The sequence below is a fragment of the Labrys sp. (in: a-proteobacteria) genome, assembly GCF_047605565.1.
GTDB lineage: Bacteria > Pseudomonadota > Alphaproteobacteria > Rhizobiales > Labraceae > Labrys > Labrys neptuniae.
Genome location: NZ_JASGFM010000052.1, coordinates 1 through 15,274, shown reverse-complemented (window position 1 = coordinate 15,274; position 15,274 = coordinate 1). Strand labels below are relative to the sequence as shown.

Genomic DNA, 15,274 nt, shown 5'->3' with positions numbered 1-15,274 from the left:
ACTCTATATAATTTATAGACTGTCAAGGGGCAGAGTCCTGGCTGCGAGAGCCGAGTTGCGCCCCTCTCGACCCGGGCCGGGCTGACACTACATCAGTATGTTTCTGCGTGGCTTGATCGCAGCCGGGAGGTCATCGCTGCCAAGGAGAGCAAGCATTTCCCGTTCGATCGTCCGTTTCAAGGCGTCCAGCGGCAATGCGTTCGGTTCCAGGCCGAACGGTTCCTCGAGCTGGTGGCCGAGAGCGTCAAGCCCGAAGAACGTGTAGGCGACGAGCAGAACCGGAAGCAATGCCCACCAATCCAGGGAGCCGGCGAGGGCGAATGGCAGTGTCACGCAAAAGATGAGGGCCGTTCGGTGGAGCAACAAGGAATACGCAAACGGCACAGGCGTGTAGGCGATGCGTTCGCATCCGCCCTGCACCTCGGTCAGGGCGCCGATCTGCTGTTCGATGACTGAATAGTGGATGGGATCTATCCGCCCTCTATGCATCAGCGTCAGGCAATATTTGCCAATCTGTTCAAGGACGGCATTTGTGAGATTGGGATTGTTCGATGCGGTGCCGAGATCGAACCAAGGCGTGATGGCCTTCAATTCGTCCTGGCCCCGCAGATGGGCCGCCAGCCCCGCGGAGAAAGCGCATAATCCCTGGAGGAGGAAGCGCCGGTCATCGGTTTCCAGGGTGGAGGTTTGGCGCGCGAGCGATCGACAGGCGATGATCAATTCGCCCCAGAGCCTGCGTCCCTCCCACCAGCGGGCGTAGCAGGCATTGTTGCGAAAGCTCATGAACACCGACAAGGCGATGCCGATCAAGGTGAAGGGAATGGCACTGATCCGCGCGAAGATGCCTGGATGTTCCTGTGCCGCATAAATCGCCAGCACGCTGATAAATGCGATTGCGAGGAGACGGGGCGCTATGCGTGGCAAGATGGAGCCGTTGACGGCGAATAGGATGTCCCTGAAGCTGGGCTTTGAGCGCAGGATCATGCAGCCGTCCCTGTCATCGCGATCTCCTCTTTGTGCGGGCGCCTGCCTGCGGGACTGGATGCCGTCGATCGTCGAGAAACTCGGTGCCGTCCAGACAATGGCCATGGTCGAGGGGGCTATGGCAGCGAGCGAGGGTGGGGACTCTCCGATCTTGGGCGGTTGTTCTGAAGGCATCATTCGTGCCACCTCCGGGCCGGACGAAACGTCAATGACTTGGTACCGGAAATCCACGATTTCTTGGACATTTTGTCCATGCAAAATGGACAAAATGTCTATAGATTTCAAATAGATAGAGTGTTTTACTATGTGCTCGACAGTTTCCGCGGAGCGGTTTCGAGCATGGCCGACAACAAGCCTGAATATAAGACGTACCATCATCCGGCAGGGGGCTGGGGCGCTGCTGCAGCGACTGCCAAGGTGCTGTTGGAGCAGAGCGTCGTCACCAAGGGGTCGCGCGCGCTGCTCGCCATGAACCAGCCCGGCGGCTTCAAATGCCCGAGCTGCGCCTTTCCCGATCCCGACCACAAGAAGACCCTCGAATTCTGCGAGAACGGCGCCAAGGCGCTGGCCTTCGAGGCGACCAAGAGAAGGATCACCCGGGAGTTCTTCGAAAAGCACACCGTCTCGGAACTCATGGAGCAGTCGGACTACTGGCTCGAAATGCAGGGCCGGCTGACCGAACCCATGCGTTACGATGCGGCGTCCGACCGCTATGTCCCCTGTGATTGGGAGGCCGCCTTTGCGCTGATCGGCGATCACCTCAAGGCGCTCGAAAGCCCCCATCAGGCGGAGTTCTACACCTCGGGGCGCACGCCCAACGAGGCTGCCTTCCTGTATTCCATCTTTGTCCGGGAATTCGGGACCAACAATTTTCCCGACTGTTCGAACATGTGCCACGAGCCGACGAGCCGCGGCCTGCCTGCTTCCATCGGGGTCGGCAAGGGCACGGTTGTGATGGAGGACTTCGAGCACGCAGAGGCCATCTTCGTCATCGGCCAGAACACCGGCACCAACTCGCCGCGGATGATGACCAATCTGGTCGAGGCGCGAAAACGCGGCGTGCCGATCGTGGCCGTCAACCCGATGCCGGAAAGGGCGCTGATACGCTTCACCGAGCCGCAGGATGTCGTGCAGATGGCGACCTTCGGCTCGACGGCGATCGCGAGCGAATTCGTCCATATCCGCATCGGGGGGGACCTCGCCCTGTTCAAGGGCATGATGAAGGTGATCTTCGAGCGCGAGGTGCAAGGCGAGAAGATCATCGATGCGGATTTCGTCAGCCGGCATACCGTCGGCCTGGAGGCGATCCGCGCCGATGTCATGGCGCAGGAGTGGGCGGATATCGTGGCGATCTCCGGACTGGCGGAAGACCAGATACGCCGCTGCGCCGAGATCTACATCCGTTCGCGCGCAACCATGATCTGCTACGGCATGGGCCTCACCCAGCACCAGGAAGGCTCGCGCCTGCTCCAGCAGGTCGTCAACCTGCTCCTCCTCCGGGGCAATTTCGGCAAGCCGGGTGCGGGCATCTCACCCATTCGCGGCCATTCGAACGTGCAGGGGGATCGCACCGTCGGCATCGATGAAAAACCCTCCCAGGACTATCTGGACCGCGTGCGCGACGTGTTCGGCTTCGAGCCGCCCCGCCATCACGGCCATCACACCGTCGAATCCGTGGAAGCAATGGAAAAGGGCACGGCCAAGGTCTTCATCGGCATGGGCGGCAATTTCGTTCGCGCCATTCCCGACACCGACAGATCCTATGCGGCGATGCGCAAGCTGGCCCTGACGGTCGGCATCGCCACCAAGCTCAATCGCGGCCATCTCGTTCACGGACGCGATGCGCTGATCTTGCCCGTCATTTCCCGGTCGGAGGTGATCCATACGGCAGCCGGCGAACAATTCGTGACGATCGAGGACTCCATGTCGAACGTCACCGCCTCGCGCGGCGTGCTGACGCCTGCCAGCGCCCATCTGCTGCCGGAAGTGGAAATCGTCTGCCGCATGGCCCTGGCAAGCCTGCCCAACAGCAAGGTCGCCTGGGCGAGCTACATCCACGACTACAATCTCATCCGTGACAAGATCGCCGAGGTCTATCCGGACATCTATGCCGGCTTTGCGGAAAAGGTGAAGGATCCCAAGGGCTTTCATCTCGATGTGCCACCACGGCGGCGGGTCTGGCCGACGCCGAACGGCAAGGCGAATTTCCTGCTTCTGCCCGGTCTCGACGTGAATGTCCCGGTCGCCGACCCGTCGATGCTGCGGCTGGCCACGGTCCGTTCGCATGACCAGTTCAACACCACCATCTACAGCAACAATGATCGCTATCGCGGCGTCTACAACGACCGCATGATCCTGTTCATGAATGCCGAGGATCGCGCGGCGCGAGGTCTGGACGCAGGCTCACGCATCGCGCTGGAGACCATCAGCGACGACGGGGTCATGCGTCGCGTCGAGGGCCTGACGGTGCTGGATTATCCGATGCCCCGCGGAGCCGTGGCGGGATATTACCCCGAGCTCAATCCGCTGCTGCCTCTCGAATATTACGACAAGATCAGCGGGACTCCGGCCGCCAAATCGATACCGGTACGCGTCGTCGGGGCGTAGGGCGAAGTGCGGTCTCCCGGAGCCGCGGCCTGTCTCCGGCTCTTTGTTGCGACGCGTCTTTGCGATCCTTGGTGATTCAACCAAATCGCAAAACGCTTTGGCAAAAGGGTCCCCGGCGCCAGCCAATCCCGGGGACGGTATCTTTCGGCTTCTTTGAGGGGAGGGGGCGTTGCTTGGGCAACTGGATGCGGTGATCTTGGCGCGTGCGCAGTTCGCCTTCACGGTGTCGTTCCACTTCATCTTTCCGGCGTTTTCCATCGGGCTTGCAAGCTATCTGATGGTGCTGGAAGGGCTGTGGCTCAAGACGGGCAAGGGCGTCTATGCCAATCTCTATCGCTACTGGCTGAAGATCTTCGCCGTCGTGTTCGGCATGGGCGTCGTGTCAGGCCTGGTGATGTCCTACCAGTTCGGTACGAACTGGTCGGTCTTCTCGACCAAGGCGGGCCCGATCATCGGCCCGCTGATGGCCTATGAGGTGCTGACCGCCTTCTTCCTGGAAGCCGGCTTCCTCGGCGTGATGCTGTTCGGCATGAGCAAGGTCGGCCGGGGCCTGCACTTCTTCGCCACCTGCATGGTTGCTCTCGGCACACTGATCTCGGCGACGTGGATCATTGCCGTCAACAGCTGGATGCAGACGCCGGCGGGGTTTGCCGTCAATGCCAGCGGGCAGTTCGTACCGGCGGGGTCCTGGCTGCCGATCATCTTCACGGCCAGCTTTCCCTTCCGCCTGGTCCATACCGTGATCGCCGCCTATCTCACCACCGCCTTCGTGGTGGGAGGCGTCGGCGCCTGGCACCTGCTCAAGGACCGCGGCAATGCCGGTGCGCGCAAGATGTTTTCGATGGCGATGTGGATGGCGGCGATCGTGGCGCCTATCCAGATCCTGGCGGGCGATGCCCATGGCCTGAACACGCTGGAGCATCAACCTGCCAAGGTGCTGGCCATGGAGGGCGACTACCAGCCCAGCCCCAATGGCGCGCTCCTCGTGCTGTTCGGCCTGCCGGACAACGAAGAAGGGCGCGTGCGCTACGAAGTGTCGATACCGCATATCGGCTCGCTGATCCTCAGGCACGATCCCTATGCACCGCTTCCGGGCCTGACCGATTTTCCACGGGACCAATGGCCTCCCACCCCCATCATCTTCTGGTCGTTCCGGATCATGGTGGCGCTCGGCTTCGCCATGCTCGGCATCGGCCTGTGGAGCCTGCTCGCACGCTTGCGGGGCAGGCTCTATGACTGGCACTGGCTGCATCGCGGCGCCGTGGCCATGGGACCGGCAGGCTTCGTCGCGGTGATTGCCGGCTGGGTGACGACGGAAGTCGGGCGGCAACCCTTCACGGTCTATGGCTTGCTGCGAACGGCCGAATCCCATTCGCCGCTCGCTGCGCCGGCCGTTGCCGCCTCGCTCATTGCCTTCGTGCTGGTCTATTTCAGCGCTTTCGGGGCCGGCACCTATTATCTGTTGCGCCTGATGGCGAAGGCGCCTGGACGTGGCGAGAGCGAGCCACCGAACCTGCCGCAACGCGCGGCCGGTATCACGCCCGCAGCAAGCGTCGGCGTTCCCATGGCGGCGAAGGATTGATCGGGATGGGCAGCATCGATCTCACCATCTTCTGGGCGGCGGTCATCGGCTTTGCGGTGATGGCCTATGTCGTCATGGACGGCTTCGACCTCGGTATCGGCATCCTGTTCCCCACCTTCGCCGTGGGCGAGGAGCGCGACCAGGCGATGAACTCGATCGCACCGGTGTGGGACGGCAACGAGACCTGGCTGGTGATGGGCGGTGGCGGCCTGCTTGCTGCCTTCCCGCTGGCCTATGCCATCATCCTTCCGGCCACCTATCCGCTGATCATCGCCATGCTGCTCGGGCTCGTCTTTCGTGGCGTCGCCTTCGAGTTTCGCTGGCGCGATCCGCGCCACCGTCCATTCTGGGACACGGCTTTCTGTCTTGGGTCGGTCGTCGCGGCGTCGGCACAAGGCGTGACGCTCGGTGCGATCCTGCAAGGCGTCCATGTCGAGAACGGGGCCTATGCCGGCGGCTGGCTCGATTGGCTGAGCCCCTTCAGTGTGTTGACGGGGCTGGCCGTGGTGACCGGCTATGCCTTGCTGGGGGCGAGCTGGCTGATCTGGAAGACGGAAGGGACGAGCCAGCGCCATGCCCGCCACCTGGCGTTCTGGCTGGGCGTCGCCACGCTCCTAGCGCTCGGCGCCGTCAGCGCGGCCACGCCATTCCTGCATTATGATTATTGGCGACGCTGGTTCGCCATGCCCGGCGTGCTGCTTACGGCCCAGGTGCCGCTGCTCGTGGCGATCTGTACGGCGACCTTCTTCTGGAGCCTGCGGCGAGAGCGGGAGCGGCTGCCCTTCCTGATGGCCCTGGCGCTGTTCCTGCTCGGCTTCATCGGGCTGGGGATCAGCATCTATCCCTATGTGGTGCCGCGCGCCGTGACGATCTGGCAGGCGGCGGCGCCGCCGGAAAGCCAGGCCTTCATGCTTGTCGGGGCCCTTGTCATCATCCCGCTCATCCTCGTCTATACCGGCTGGGCCTATTGGGTATTTCGCGGCAAGGCCGGCGTCCATGGTTATCACTGATGGCTCCGCAGGCGCCCTTCTGGAAACGGTTCGCCTGGATGGTTGCGATCTGGGCCGCCAGCATCGCCACGCTTGGGACGGTGGCGGCGGTGATCCGGCTATGCCTTCTGCGCTAAACCTGAATGGATCTTCTTGAGCCGGATCGGCGTTGGACAGTCGGGAACAGGGCTCATGCTTCGGGGAATACAGCATAGCGGCATTCATATGGAAGCATCCGACAGGGAGGCGAAATGACCAGAAGAGCCAAACCCGAGAACGACATTCATGGGTCACCGGAGCCGGCAAACGCCTCTGAGCCAACAGCGAAGGCGACGGACCGGGGCGATCCATCCGTGGCCGGACCGGCTGAGGATGCCGCAGCGGTCATCGCCAGGCTCGAGGCTGACAATGCCGCGCTGAAGGATCGATTGCTGCGGGCCCTCGCTGAAACCGAGAATGTCCGCCGCCGGGCCGAGCGTGACCTGAACGATGCACGCCAATATGCCATCGCGAAATTTGCCGGCGACATGCTGGCGGTGGCCGACAATATCGAGCGCGCGATCGCCAATGTGCCGGCGCAAGCCCGCGAAGGCGACGAGGCGGTCAGGACGCTGATCGAAGGGGTGGAGCTCACGGAAAAAGAGCTGCTGCGTGCCCTGGAAAGACATGGTGTCAGGAAGCTCGATCCCCTGGGAGAGCGCTTCGATCCCAATTTCCACGAAGCCATGTTCGAGGTGCCCGATCCCTCGGTGCCGAGCGGCACCGTCAGCAAGGTCGTCGACGCCGGGTATTCGATCGGAGCGCGCTCCTTGCGCCCGGCCAGGGTCGGCGTTTCCAGCGGCGGGCCGAGGCAGCCGGCGGAACCCGGAGCCGGAAGGCAGCCCTGACGGCCTGGCCGGCTCTGCCTGAGGACAGTTTGTCCGGCGTCGAACGGACAGGTTGTCCCAATGGGCTGAAACCTTTCCGATAAGTCTTTGATATTGCTGCGTATCCAGTCTGGCACGTCTGTTGCTGTCGCATCAGGACCAGCGTCTGCGAAGGGCGCCCACTGACGGGACATCATGGCATCGCATTCGACGATATCCGGCCGTTCGCCACCAGGCGGCCAATCCGCTGCCTGAGACGCCCAGGCAGCGTCAACGACGAGAAACGCAGAACACACAGTCCAAAATTCAATAACAGGGAGCACCTTCATGGCAACGATCATCGGAATCGACCTGGGAACGACCAATTCATGCGTTGCAGTCATGGATGGCAAGAACACGCGTATCATCGAGAATGCCGAGGGCGCGAGGACCACGCCGTCGATCGTCGCATTTACCGGCGATGGCGAGCGTCTCGTCGGGCAGCCGGCTAGGCGGCAGGCGGTGACCAACCCGACCAACACGATCTTTGCGGTCAAGCGCCTGATCGGCCGACGCTATGACGATCCGACCGTGGAGAAGGACAAGGCGCTGGTCCCCTACAAGATCGTCAAGGCGGCCAATGGCGATGCCTGGGTGGAGGCCCAGGGCAAGGCCTATTCGCCCTCGCAGATCTCGGCCTTCATCCTGCAGAAGATGAAGGAGACCGCCGAGGCCAATCTCGGCGAGAAAGTCACGCAGGCCGTCATCACGGTTCCCGCCTATTTCAACGATGCGCAGCGGCAGGCAACCAAGGATGCCGGTAAGATTGCGGGGCTCGAGGTGCTGCGCATCATCAACGAGCCGACGGCCGCGGCGCTTGCCTATGGGCTCGACAAGAAGAAGCAGGCCAAGATTGCCGTCTACGATCTGGGTGGCGGCACGTTCGACATCTCCATCCTCGACATCGGCGACGGGGTCTTCGAGGTGAAGTCGACCAATGGCGACACCTTCCTCGGCGGCGAGGACTTCGACATGCGCCTGGTGAACTACCTGGCCGATGAGTTCCAGCGCGAGCAGGGCATCGACCTGAGAAAGGACAAGCTGGCCCTGCAGCGGTTGAAGGAGGCGGCGGAGAAGGCCAAGATCGAGCTCTCCACCATCACCCAGACGGAAATCAACCTGCCCTACATCACGGCCGATGCCAGCGGCCCCAAGCATTTCCAGATCAAGCTGACGCGGGCGAAATTCGAGTCCCTGGTCGAGGACCTGGTGCAGCGAACCATCGAGCCGTGCCTCAATGCGCTGAAGGATGCGGGGCTGGCGGCCAAGGACATCGACGAGGTCGTGCTGGTCGGCGGCATGACCCGGATGCCGAAGATCCAGGAGATCGTGCGCAAGATCTTCGACAAGGAGCCGCATAAGGGCGTCAATCCCGACGAGGTCGTCGCGGTCGGCGCCGCAATCCAGGCCGGCGTGCTGCAGGGTGACGTCAAGGATGTCCTGCTTCTCGACGTCACGCCCCTCTCGCTCGGGCTGGAAACGCTGGGCGGCGTCTTTACGCGCCTCATCGAACGCAACACCACCGTTCCGGCCAAGAAGAGCCAGGTGTTCTCGACCGCAGAGGACAATCAGAACGCCGTCACCATCCGTGTCTTCCAGGGCGAACGCGAGATGGCGGCCGACAACAAATTGCTTGGCCAGTTCGACCTGATGGGCATCGCGCCGGCTCCGCGCGGCGTGCCCCAGATCGACGTGACCTTCGATATCGACGCCAACGGCATCGTCAATGTTTCCGCCAAGGACAAGGGGACCGGCAAGGAGCAGCGCATCCAGATCCAGGCGTCCGGCGGCCTCTCCGAAGCCGACATCGAGCGGATGGTCAAGGATGCCGAAGCCCATGCCGCCGAGGACAAGAAGCGCAGGGAGACCGTGGAAGCGAGGAATAGCGCGGAGGCCCTTCTGCATGCGACCGAGAAGGCGGTTGCCGAGCATGGCGGCAAGGTGGCCGAGGCGGATCGCCGGGCGATCGAGAATGCCATGGCCGATCTGCGCGAGGCGGCGAAAGGCGAGGATGCAGCCGCGATCACCGCCAAGGCGGCCGCCTTGCAGCAACTCTCGCAGAAACTGGCGGAGGCGGCCTATGCGCAGCCGCAGCCGGGCGCATCGCCCGATACGACTTCTCATGCCGGCGGAGACGATGTGGTCGATGCCGAATTCAGCGAAGTCGACGACAGTGATGCAAAGAAATCGGGTTGATCCTACGGCAGGTATGCAGGCCGATCCTGCCGTGAAAGGCATTTTGTTCGCGAGGCGAAGCCTGCCTGACTGGCCGCTGAAAATGCTCTAGCATCGAGGGCCTGCGCCGGGCCGAGTCCCGGCGTTTCCAGCATCGAACGGAGGCGCGATGGGGCGCCTCCTGAAACCCGTGAGCCGTCAAACCGCAAAACGCCGTGGACATGCTATCGGAGTAAGTTGTGAGAAATCCTTACGAGGTTCTGGGTGTTGCCCCAACGGCATCGTCGGCCGAAATCCAGAGCGCCTATCGCAAGCTTGCGAAGAAACTGCATCCGGATCTCAATCCCGGCGACAAGAGCGCCGAGGAGAAGTTCAAGGAAGTCGCGGGCGCCTACGACCTGCTCAGCGACGCCGACAAGCGCAAGCGCTTCGACAATGGCGAGATCGACGCGAGCGGTGCGGAACGCCCGCCCCAGCATTTCTACCGCGAATATGCGGGCGCCGATCACGACCATCCCTATGCCGATGCCTCCGGTTTTGCCGACTTCATGGACGGGGAGGACGCGTTTGCCGAGCTGCTGAGGCGCGGCCAGCGGGCGCGTGCCAACCGGCGCGGCCAGGATCTGCACTATCGGCTGCCGATCGAGTTCGTCGAGTCGGTCATGGGAGCGAACAAGCGCCTGACCCTGCCGGATGGCGGCACGCTCGATGTGAAGATTCCGCCCGGCCTGGTCGATGGACAGACCCTGCGCCTGAAGGGCAAGGGCGCGCCGGGCGCCGGTACGGGCGGTCCCGGCGATGCCTTGATCGAGGTGGAAGTCCTGCCGGATAGGCGCTTCACGCGCGAGGGCGACGACATCACGCTGGAATTGCCGATTTCGCTGTCGGAGGCCGTGCTCGGGGGGCGGGTGCGTGTTCCCACCCCGAGCGGCGATGTAACGATGTCCGTGCCGAAAGGGGCGAACACCGGCACGACCCTGCGTCTCAAGGGCAAGGGGGCGCCGCGTCGGGGGGGAGGACAGGGCGACCAGTTCGTCAGGCTCAAGATCGTCCTTCCCAAAGGGCCCGATCCGGAACTCGAAGCCTTTGTTTCGAACTGGAAGGGCAAGGACTTCAATCCCCGCGAGGATAGAGCATCATGAGCATGAACAAGCAGCAATTTCTGGCGAGTTCCGGCATCCAGGTGCAGACGCTCGAACTCTGGCTCGAGCAGCGCTGGCTCATTCCCCGGCAGACGCAGGCGGGGGTGCAATTCACCGAGATCGACATTGCACGCGCGCGCCTGATCCAGGATTTGAAGAACGATATCGGGGCCAATGACGAGGGTATCGACGTTATCCTGCATCTGATGGATCAGCTCCATGGGCTGCGCCAGGCCCTGGCGCAGCTGCGTGGAGATCTGCAGGAGCGTTCCTAGCTAGAGGCAGGGGGAGAGTGGCATGAACGAAAGCCCAATGGCGTCCGAACCGGGGATCGATGTCCTCATCCTGCAGGCCCTGGTGCGCAAGCTCCTGGCCAAGGGCCTTCTTTCCGCCGACGATGTACGCGCCTTGCTGTTCGAGGCAGCGACCCGCCTCGACATTGACGGCAGCCAGCAGACGCCCCAGGCCGCCCGGGAGATGGTGGAAGAGAGTTTGGCGCCCGCATTTCTGGGGGGCTGACGGTTCCTCATGTCTGGCCAGGGTGCGGTTGGGAAGGAGTATTGATGTCCGAGGATCCCGCTCACGATACTGCCGGCCCTGCCGCGGATCCACAATTCGGGCCGTGGCTGGCCCAGGCTTCGATCCTGGTCGTCGACGACGAACCGGGCATGCGCAATTTCCTGGTCAAGATCCTGGGGCCGCGCTGCAGGCTGATCGCCGAAGCCGCGGACACCAAACAGGCGTCCCAGAAACTCGACCAGCAGCATTTCGACGTGGTCATTCTCGACAATATCATGCCGGGACAGAACGGCCTGGATTGGCTTGCCGAACAGCGAGCCGTCGGCTTCTTTGCCGATGTCATCCTGATGACGGCCTATGCCGATCTGGACACCGCGATCGGTGCCTTGCGGGCCGGCGCCGTCGATTTCGTGCTCAAGCCATTCCGCTCCAACCAGCTTCTCAACGCGGTTGCTCGCTGCCTCGACCGGATCAGGTTGCAGCGCGAGAACGACGTCCTGCACCACGAGCTGAAATCGCCAGGCCATCAGATCTTCCTGCGCAACAAGCTGCTCGGTGACTCCAGGGCGATCCAGAATGTGCGTCAGACCATCGCACGCGTTGCGCCCTTGCCGACATCGGTCCTGTTGACCGGCAAGTCGGGAACCGGAAAGGAAGTCGCGGCGCGCTCGCTTCACTCGCTTTCCGGTCGTTCAGACAAGCTTTTCGTGCCCATCAATTGCGGTGCCATCCCGGCGGACATGATCGAAAGCGAATTGTTCGGCCATCTGAAAGGGGCCTTCACCGGTGCGGGCAGGGCGCGGGAGGGGCTTTTCATGCATGCCCAGGGCGGCACGGTGTTCCTCGATGAAATTGGCGACCTGCCCTTTTCGCTGCAGACCAAGCTGCTGCGCGTCCTGGAAGATCGACGTGTCAGGCCGGTCGGTTCGGAACGCGAGGTTCCCTTCGACGCCCGCTTCATCTTTGCCACCAATGCCGATCTTCCCAAGCGCGTCGAGGCCGGCAGTTTTCGCGCCGATCTCTTCTTCCGTATCAATGTCGTGCAGATCCATCTGCCGCCGCTGAAGGATCGCGGCGATGACGTACAGGAACTCGCGGCCTTGTTCATGCGCGAATTCGCCCAGCAGCTCGGCATGCCTCCCGTCGCCATCGACGACAGGGTACGCGCTGCGCTGGCACGCTATGACTGGCCGGGAAACATCCGGGAACTTCGCAACCTGATCGAACGAACGGTGATCCTCGGCGGTTTTCCTGAGGATATCGAACGCATTGCCAGTGACGGCGATGACGACAGGGGCGGCCAGAGCCTGGCCGAGGTGGAACGGCGCCACATCCTGTCGGTTCTGCGTGAAGTCAAGGGCGATCGCGAGGAGGCTGCCCGCCGCCTCGGCATTTCGCGCAAGACCATCGATCGCAAATGCGTCAGCTGGAATGTCTAGGGACCAAGCCCCGAGAGCCCGAAAAAGAAGATCGGTACGCTATCGCCTGCTTGCGATCGCGCTCGTGCCCATGCTCGTGATCCTGCCATTGCTGCTGGGCATCAGCCTCTATCGCTGGAATGCCCGGTTCGATGCCATGGCAATCTCCAAGGTCAATGACGACTTGACGATTGCCCATCAGTATATGGCCCGTATTCTCGAAAATACGGATTCACGGCTGGCGTCGGTGAGTGAATCGGCGCGTTTCCAGAACCTGCTTCAGCAAAACGGTTATCCGAACGCGGCGTTTACTTCGCTTCTCAAGGAGATCGCACAGGCGCGCCAGTTTGATTTCCTCTATATCGTCGACGACAATGGCCGGATACTCGCGAGCGCTTATGCCACGGCATCGTCCTCCGTGCGTTCGAGCTGGCCGATCATCCGTTCGGCCCTCGAAGGGCACTCGAAGACGGCCGTCGATGTTTTCGAAGCCGAAGAGCTTGGTGCCTTCTCCCCCGATCTCGCCGCACGAGCGCGTATCGAGATCGTGCCCACCCTCGGCAGTACCGCCGTCACGCCCTCCCAGGAAAGCCGCGGCCTGGTGCTCCACTCGGCCACGGCCTTGACATTGCCGGATGGTCGGCGGGCAGCCCTGGTCGGCGGCACGCTGCTCAACCAGAATCTTGCCTTCGTCGATACGATCAACGACCTGATCTACCATGAGGCCGGCCTGCCCGAGGGGAGCCAGGGCACGGCCACGCTGTTCCTGGGAGATATTCGCATCAGCACCAATGTGCGTTTGTTCGAAGGACAGCGTGCAATCGGAACCCGTGTTTCGGAAGTCGTGCGCAATGCCGTGCTCGACCAGGGGCGGACATGGCGCGACAGCGCCTTCGTCGTCAGCGACTGGTTCATCTCTGCCTATGAGCCCATCATCGACAGCTATGGCCGGCGGGTCGGCATGCTCTATGTGGGTTTTCTGCAAAAACCGTTCACACAGGCCAAATATGAGACCTTGCTGACGCTTGCCGGGGCGTTCCTGCTGGCGGTGGCGGCAACGGTTCCCCTGTTCCTGATCTGGGCAACCAATATTTTCAGGCCTTTGGAGCGGATGACGGGCGCGATCTCGCGTGTTGAAGCCGGCGACCTGTCCGCGCGAACCGGTCATGTGAAGACGAAGGACGAGATCGGCGAGGTGGCTTTTCACCTCGATCATCTCCTCGATTTGCTCCAGCAACGCGATGCACGGCTGCGTCACTGGAACGACGAGCTCAATCGCCGTGTCGAGGAACGTGCCCACCAACTGCACCAGGCCACCATGCAGCTGGAAAACACCACCAAGCAGCTCGTGATGTCGGAGAAGCTTGCGGCGATCGGGGAGATCAGCGCGGGCATTGCCCATGAAATCAACAATCCGATCGCCGTGATGCAGGGCAATCTCGAGGTGATCCGCGAGCTGATGGGCGCCGAAGCTGAAAAGGCCAAGGTGGAGTTCCGCCTCATCGACCAGCAGATGGCGCGCATCAGCGAAATCATCACCAAGCTGCTGCAATTTGCCAAGCCCCAGGAATATGCCGGCTATACCGAGCATTATGCCGTCGCCGCCATCGTTTCCGACACACTGCCGCTCGTTCAGCATCTCATCAGGAAGACGACGATCACCCTGGAGCGGGAGGATCGCGCGTCCCGCCTGATCGCGATGAACCGCACCGAATTGCAGCAGGTCCTGGTCAACCTGCTCGTGAACGCTATTCATGCCATGCCGCATGGCGGGCGCCTTCTCCTACGCAACCATGACAGCGACATGGATGGCTGGGCGGGGGTGGCCATCGAGGTTGCGGACACCGGCGCCGGTATTTCGGCGGAGGTGATCGAAAGGGTGTTCGACCCGTTCTTTACCACCAAGACGCGCGAGGGCACCGGACTTGGCCTCTCGATCAGCCAGATGCTGGTGACGCGGCAGGGTGGTAGGATTTCCGTATCGAGCGAGCCGGGCAGGGGCACGACATTCCTCGTCTGGCTGCCGGAAGCCGGTTGATGCCGCCTCGATGATGCGGACATTTTGTCCGTGGCCTCTTCGACATAGTGTCCGTCGCCGGTGGACGCGAAGTTCTATCTGATTGATTTCGCTTTCTTTTCAAATTGGCACGCCTGTTGCTCCTATGGCTGGGCAGCCGTGCCGGCGCGCCGAGGGGCATGCGAACGGATCGTGGAGGATCGAGGTCATGGGGAGGACGCCGCGCTACGATATCGGGGGGCCTGCGGCCTTCATGCTCGCGCCCCGTCGAACAACAGGTGTGTCGGTTTCCACCGCTCTCGTTTCGACCAGTTGTCTCTGCCTTGAAGGATGGCTCGATGAACGTTGATAAATATACTGATCGCGCCAGTGGCTTCATCCAGTCGGCGCAATTCCTCGCTTCGCGTGAGGGCAATCCGCAACTGACCCCTCTTCACGTGCTGAAAGTCCTGCTTGACGACAAGGAAGGCCTCGTTTCGGGACTGATCGACCGAGCTGGCGGCAATTCGCGCGCGATCCTGCAGGCGACCGAAGACGCTCTGGCAAAATTGCCGAAGGTCTCCGGTACGGGGTCCGGGCAGGTCCATCTGGCCCCTGAGACGGCGCGCCTCCTTGCTGCCGCGCAGAGCACGGCGGAAAAGGCCGGCGACAGTTTCGTGACGGTTGAACGCTTGTTGCAGGCGCTTGTCGCGGACAAGAGCGGCGAGGCGGGCAAACTGCTCGTCGAGGGCGGTGTGGACCCCCGCAACCTCAGCGCGGCCGTGGACGCACTGCGCAAGGGCCGTACCGCCGACAGCGCGTCGGCCGAGAATGCCTATGACGCCCTGAAGAAATATGCCCGCGACCTGACCAGGGCAGCACGGGACGGCAAGCTCGACCCTGTGATCGGCCGCGACGAGGAAATCCGCCGCACCATCCAGGTGCTGTCGCGGCGCA

At 62.5% G+C, this 15,274-nt stretch carries 13 protein-coding genes; 12 read left to right on the top strand and 1 reads right to left on the bottom strand.

The features are described from left to right. Window positions 1-87: 87 nt before the first annotated feature. Entirely contained in the window at window positions 88-1,089 is a 1,002-nt protein-coding gene (locus tag QM672_RS29300; protein WP_311944322.1) for a bestrophin family protein, read from the bottom strand. A gap of 234 nt (window positions 1,090-1,323) precedes the next feature. Between QM672_RS29300 and QM672_RS29295 the strand changes: the two genes are divergently transcribed. From QM672_RS29295 to QM672_RS29240, 12 genes are all read left to right on the top strand, one after another. Continuing rightward, complete coding sequence (locus QM672_RS29295) at window positions 1,324-3,591, top strand: FdhF/YdeP family oxidoreductase (protein WP_415086836.1); 2,268 nt, start codon at window positions 1,324-1,326, stop codon at window positions 3,589-3,591. Between the two features lie 169 nt (window positions 3,592-3,760). Continuing rightward, window positions 3,761-5,173: a cytochrome ubiquinol oxidase subunit I gene (locus tag QM672_RS29290; protein ID WP_415086834.1), complete on the top strand. Its 1,413-nt coding sequence runs from the start codon at window positions 3,761-3,763 to the stop codon at window positions 5,171-5,173. 5 nt (window positions 5,174-5,178) lie between these two features. Further along, window positions 5,179-6,183 (top strand): cytochrome d ubiquinol oxidase subunit II, encoded by a 1,005-nt coding sequence (cydB, locus tag QM672_RS29285; protein WP_367624502.1) that lies wholly within the window; start codon window positions 5,179-5,181, stop codon window positions 6,181-6,183. Then, the gene (locus QM672_RS29280; protein WP_311944326.1) at window positions 6,183-6,299 is read left to right on the top strand and encodes a DUF2474 domain-containing protein; all 117 of its coding nucleotides are present in this window, start codon (window positions 6,183-6,185) and stop codon (window positions 6,297-6,299) included. Before cydB ends, QM672_RS29280 begins: the two co-directional genes overlap by 1 nt. Before the next feature lie 114 nt (window positions 6,300-6,413). Then, on the top strand, window positions 6,414-7,049 hold the full coding sequence (grpE, locus tag QM672_RS29275; protein WP_415086830.1) for a nucleotide exchange factor GrpE: 636 nt from the start codon (window positions 6,414-6,416) through the stop codon (window positions 7,047-7,049). Between the two features lie 306 nt (window positions 7,050-7,355). Continuing rightward, complete coding sequence (gene dnaK, locus QM672_RS29270) at window positions 7,356-9,263, top strand: molecular chaperone DnaK (protein ID WP_311944328.1); 1,908 nt, start codon at window positions 7,356-7,358, stop codon at window positions 9,261-9,263. Between the two features lie 218 nt (window positions 9,264-9,481). Then, a complete protein-coding gene (locus tag QM672_RS29265) occupies window positions 9,482-10,384 on the top strand; it encodes a DnaJ C-terminal domain-containing protein (RefSeq protein WP_394315158.1) in 903 nt (300 codons plus the stop codon). Window positions 10,385-10,386: 2 nt separating this feature from the next. Continuing rightward, window positions 10,387-10,659 (top strand): chaperone modulator CbpM, encoded by a 273-nt coding sequence (locus QM672_RS29260; RefSeq protein ID WP_376717785.1) that lies wholly within the window; start codon window positions 10,387-10,389, stop codon window positions 10,657-10,659. Between the two features lie 22 nt (window positions 10,660-10,681). Next, window positions 10,682-10,903, top strand: a complete 222-nt coding sequence (locus tag QM672_RS29255) for a hypothetical protein (RefSeq protein WP_311944331.1) — start codon at window positions 10,682-10,684, stop codon at window positions 10,901-10,903. A gap of 44 nt (window positions 10,904-10,947) precedes the next feature. Continuing rightward, window positions 10,948-12,342, top strand: coding sequence for a sigma-54-dependent transcriptional regulator (locus QM672_RS29250; RefSeq protein WP_367624498.1), 1,395 nt, complete (start codon window positions 10,948-10,950; stop codon window positions 12,340-12,342). Then, window positions 12,335-14,359 (top strand): cache domain-containing protein, encoded by a 2,025-nt coding sequence (locus QM672_RS29245; protein ID WP_415086827.1) that lies wholly within the window; start codon window positions 12,335-12,337, stop codon window positions 14,357-14,359. The genes QM672_RS29250 and QM672_RS29245 overlap by 8 nt, the downstream gene beginning before the upstream one ends. A 317-nt stretch (window positions 14,360-14,676) precedes the next feature. Further along, a partial coding sequence (locus tag QM672_RS29240) for a Clp protease N-terminal domain-containing protein (RefSeq protein ID WP_415086825.1) occupies window positions 14,677-15,274 on the top strand: 598 nt, incomplete at its 3' end.

Coding starts and splice junctions, on each gene's coding strand:
- QM672_RS29295 (WP_415086836.1), top strand. CDS start 1,324: ATGGCCGACAACAAGCCTGAATATAAGACGTACCATCATCCGGCAGGG.
- grpE (WP_415086830.1), top strand. CDS start 6,414: ATGACCAGAAGAGCCAAACCCGAGAACGACATTCATGGGTCACCGGAG.
- QM672_RS29250 (WP_367624498.1), top strand. CDS start 10,948: ATGTCCGAGGATCCCGCTCACGATACTGCCGGCCCTGCCGCGGATCCA.
- QM672_RS29255 (WP_311944331.1), top strand. CDS start 10,682: ATGAACGAAAGCCCAATGGCGTCCGAACCGGGGATCGATGTCCTCATC.
- QM672_RS29260 (WP_376717785.1), top strand. CDS start 10,387: ATGAACAAGCAGCAATTTCTGGCGAGTTCCGGCATCCAGGTGCAGACG.
- cydB (WP_367624502.1), top strand. CDS start 5,179: ATGGGCAGCATCGATCTCACCATCTTCTGGGCGGCGGTCATCGGCTTT.
- QM672_RS29245 (WP_415086827.1), top strand. CDS start 12,335: ATGTCTAGGGACCAAGCCCCGAGAGCCCGAAAAAGAAGATCGGTACGC.
- dnaK (WP_311944328.1), top strand. CDS start 7,356: ATGGCAACGATCATCGGAATCGACCTGGGAACGACCAATTCATGCGTT.
- QM672_RS29300 (WP_311944322.1), bottom strand. CDS start 1,089: ATGGCCATTGTCTGGACGGCACCGAGTTTCTCGACGATCGACGGCATC.
- QM672_RS29280 (WP_311944326.1), top strand. CDS start 6,183: ATGGCTCCGCAGGCGCCCTTCTGGAAACGGTTCGCCTGGATGGTTGCG.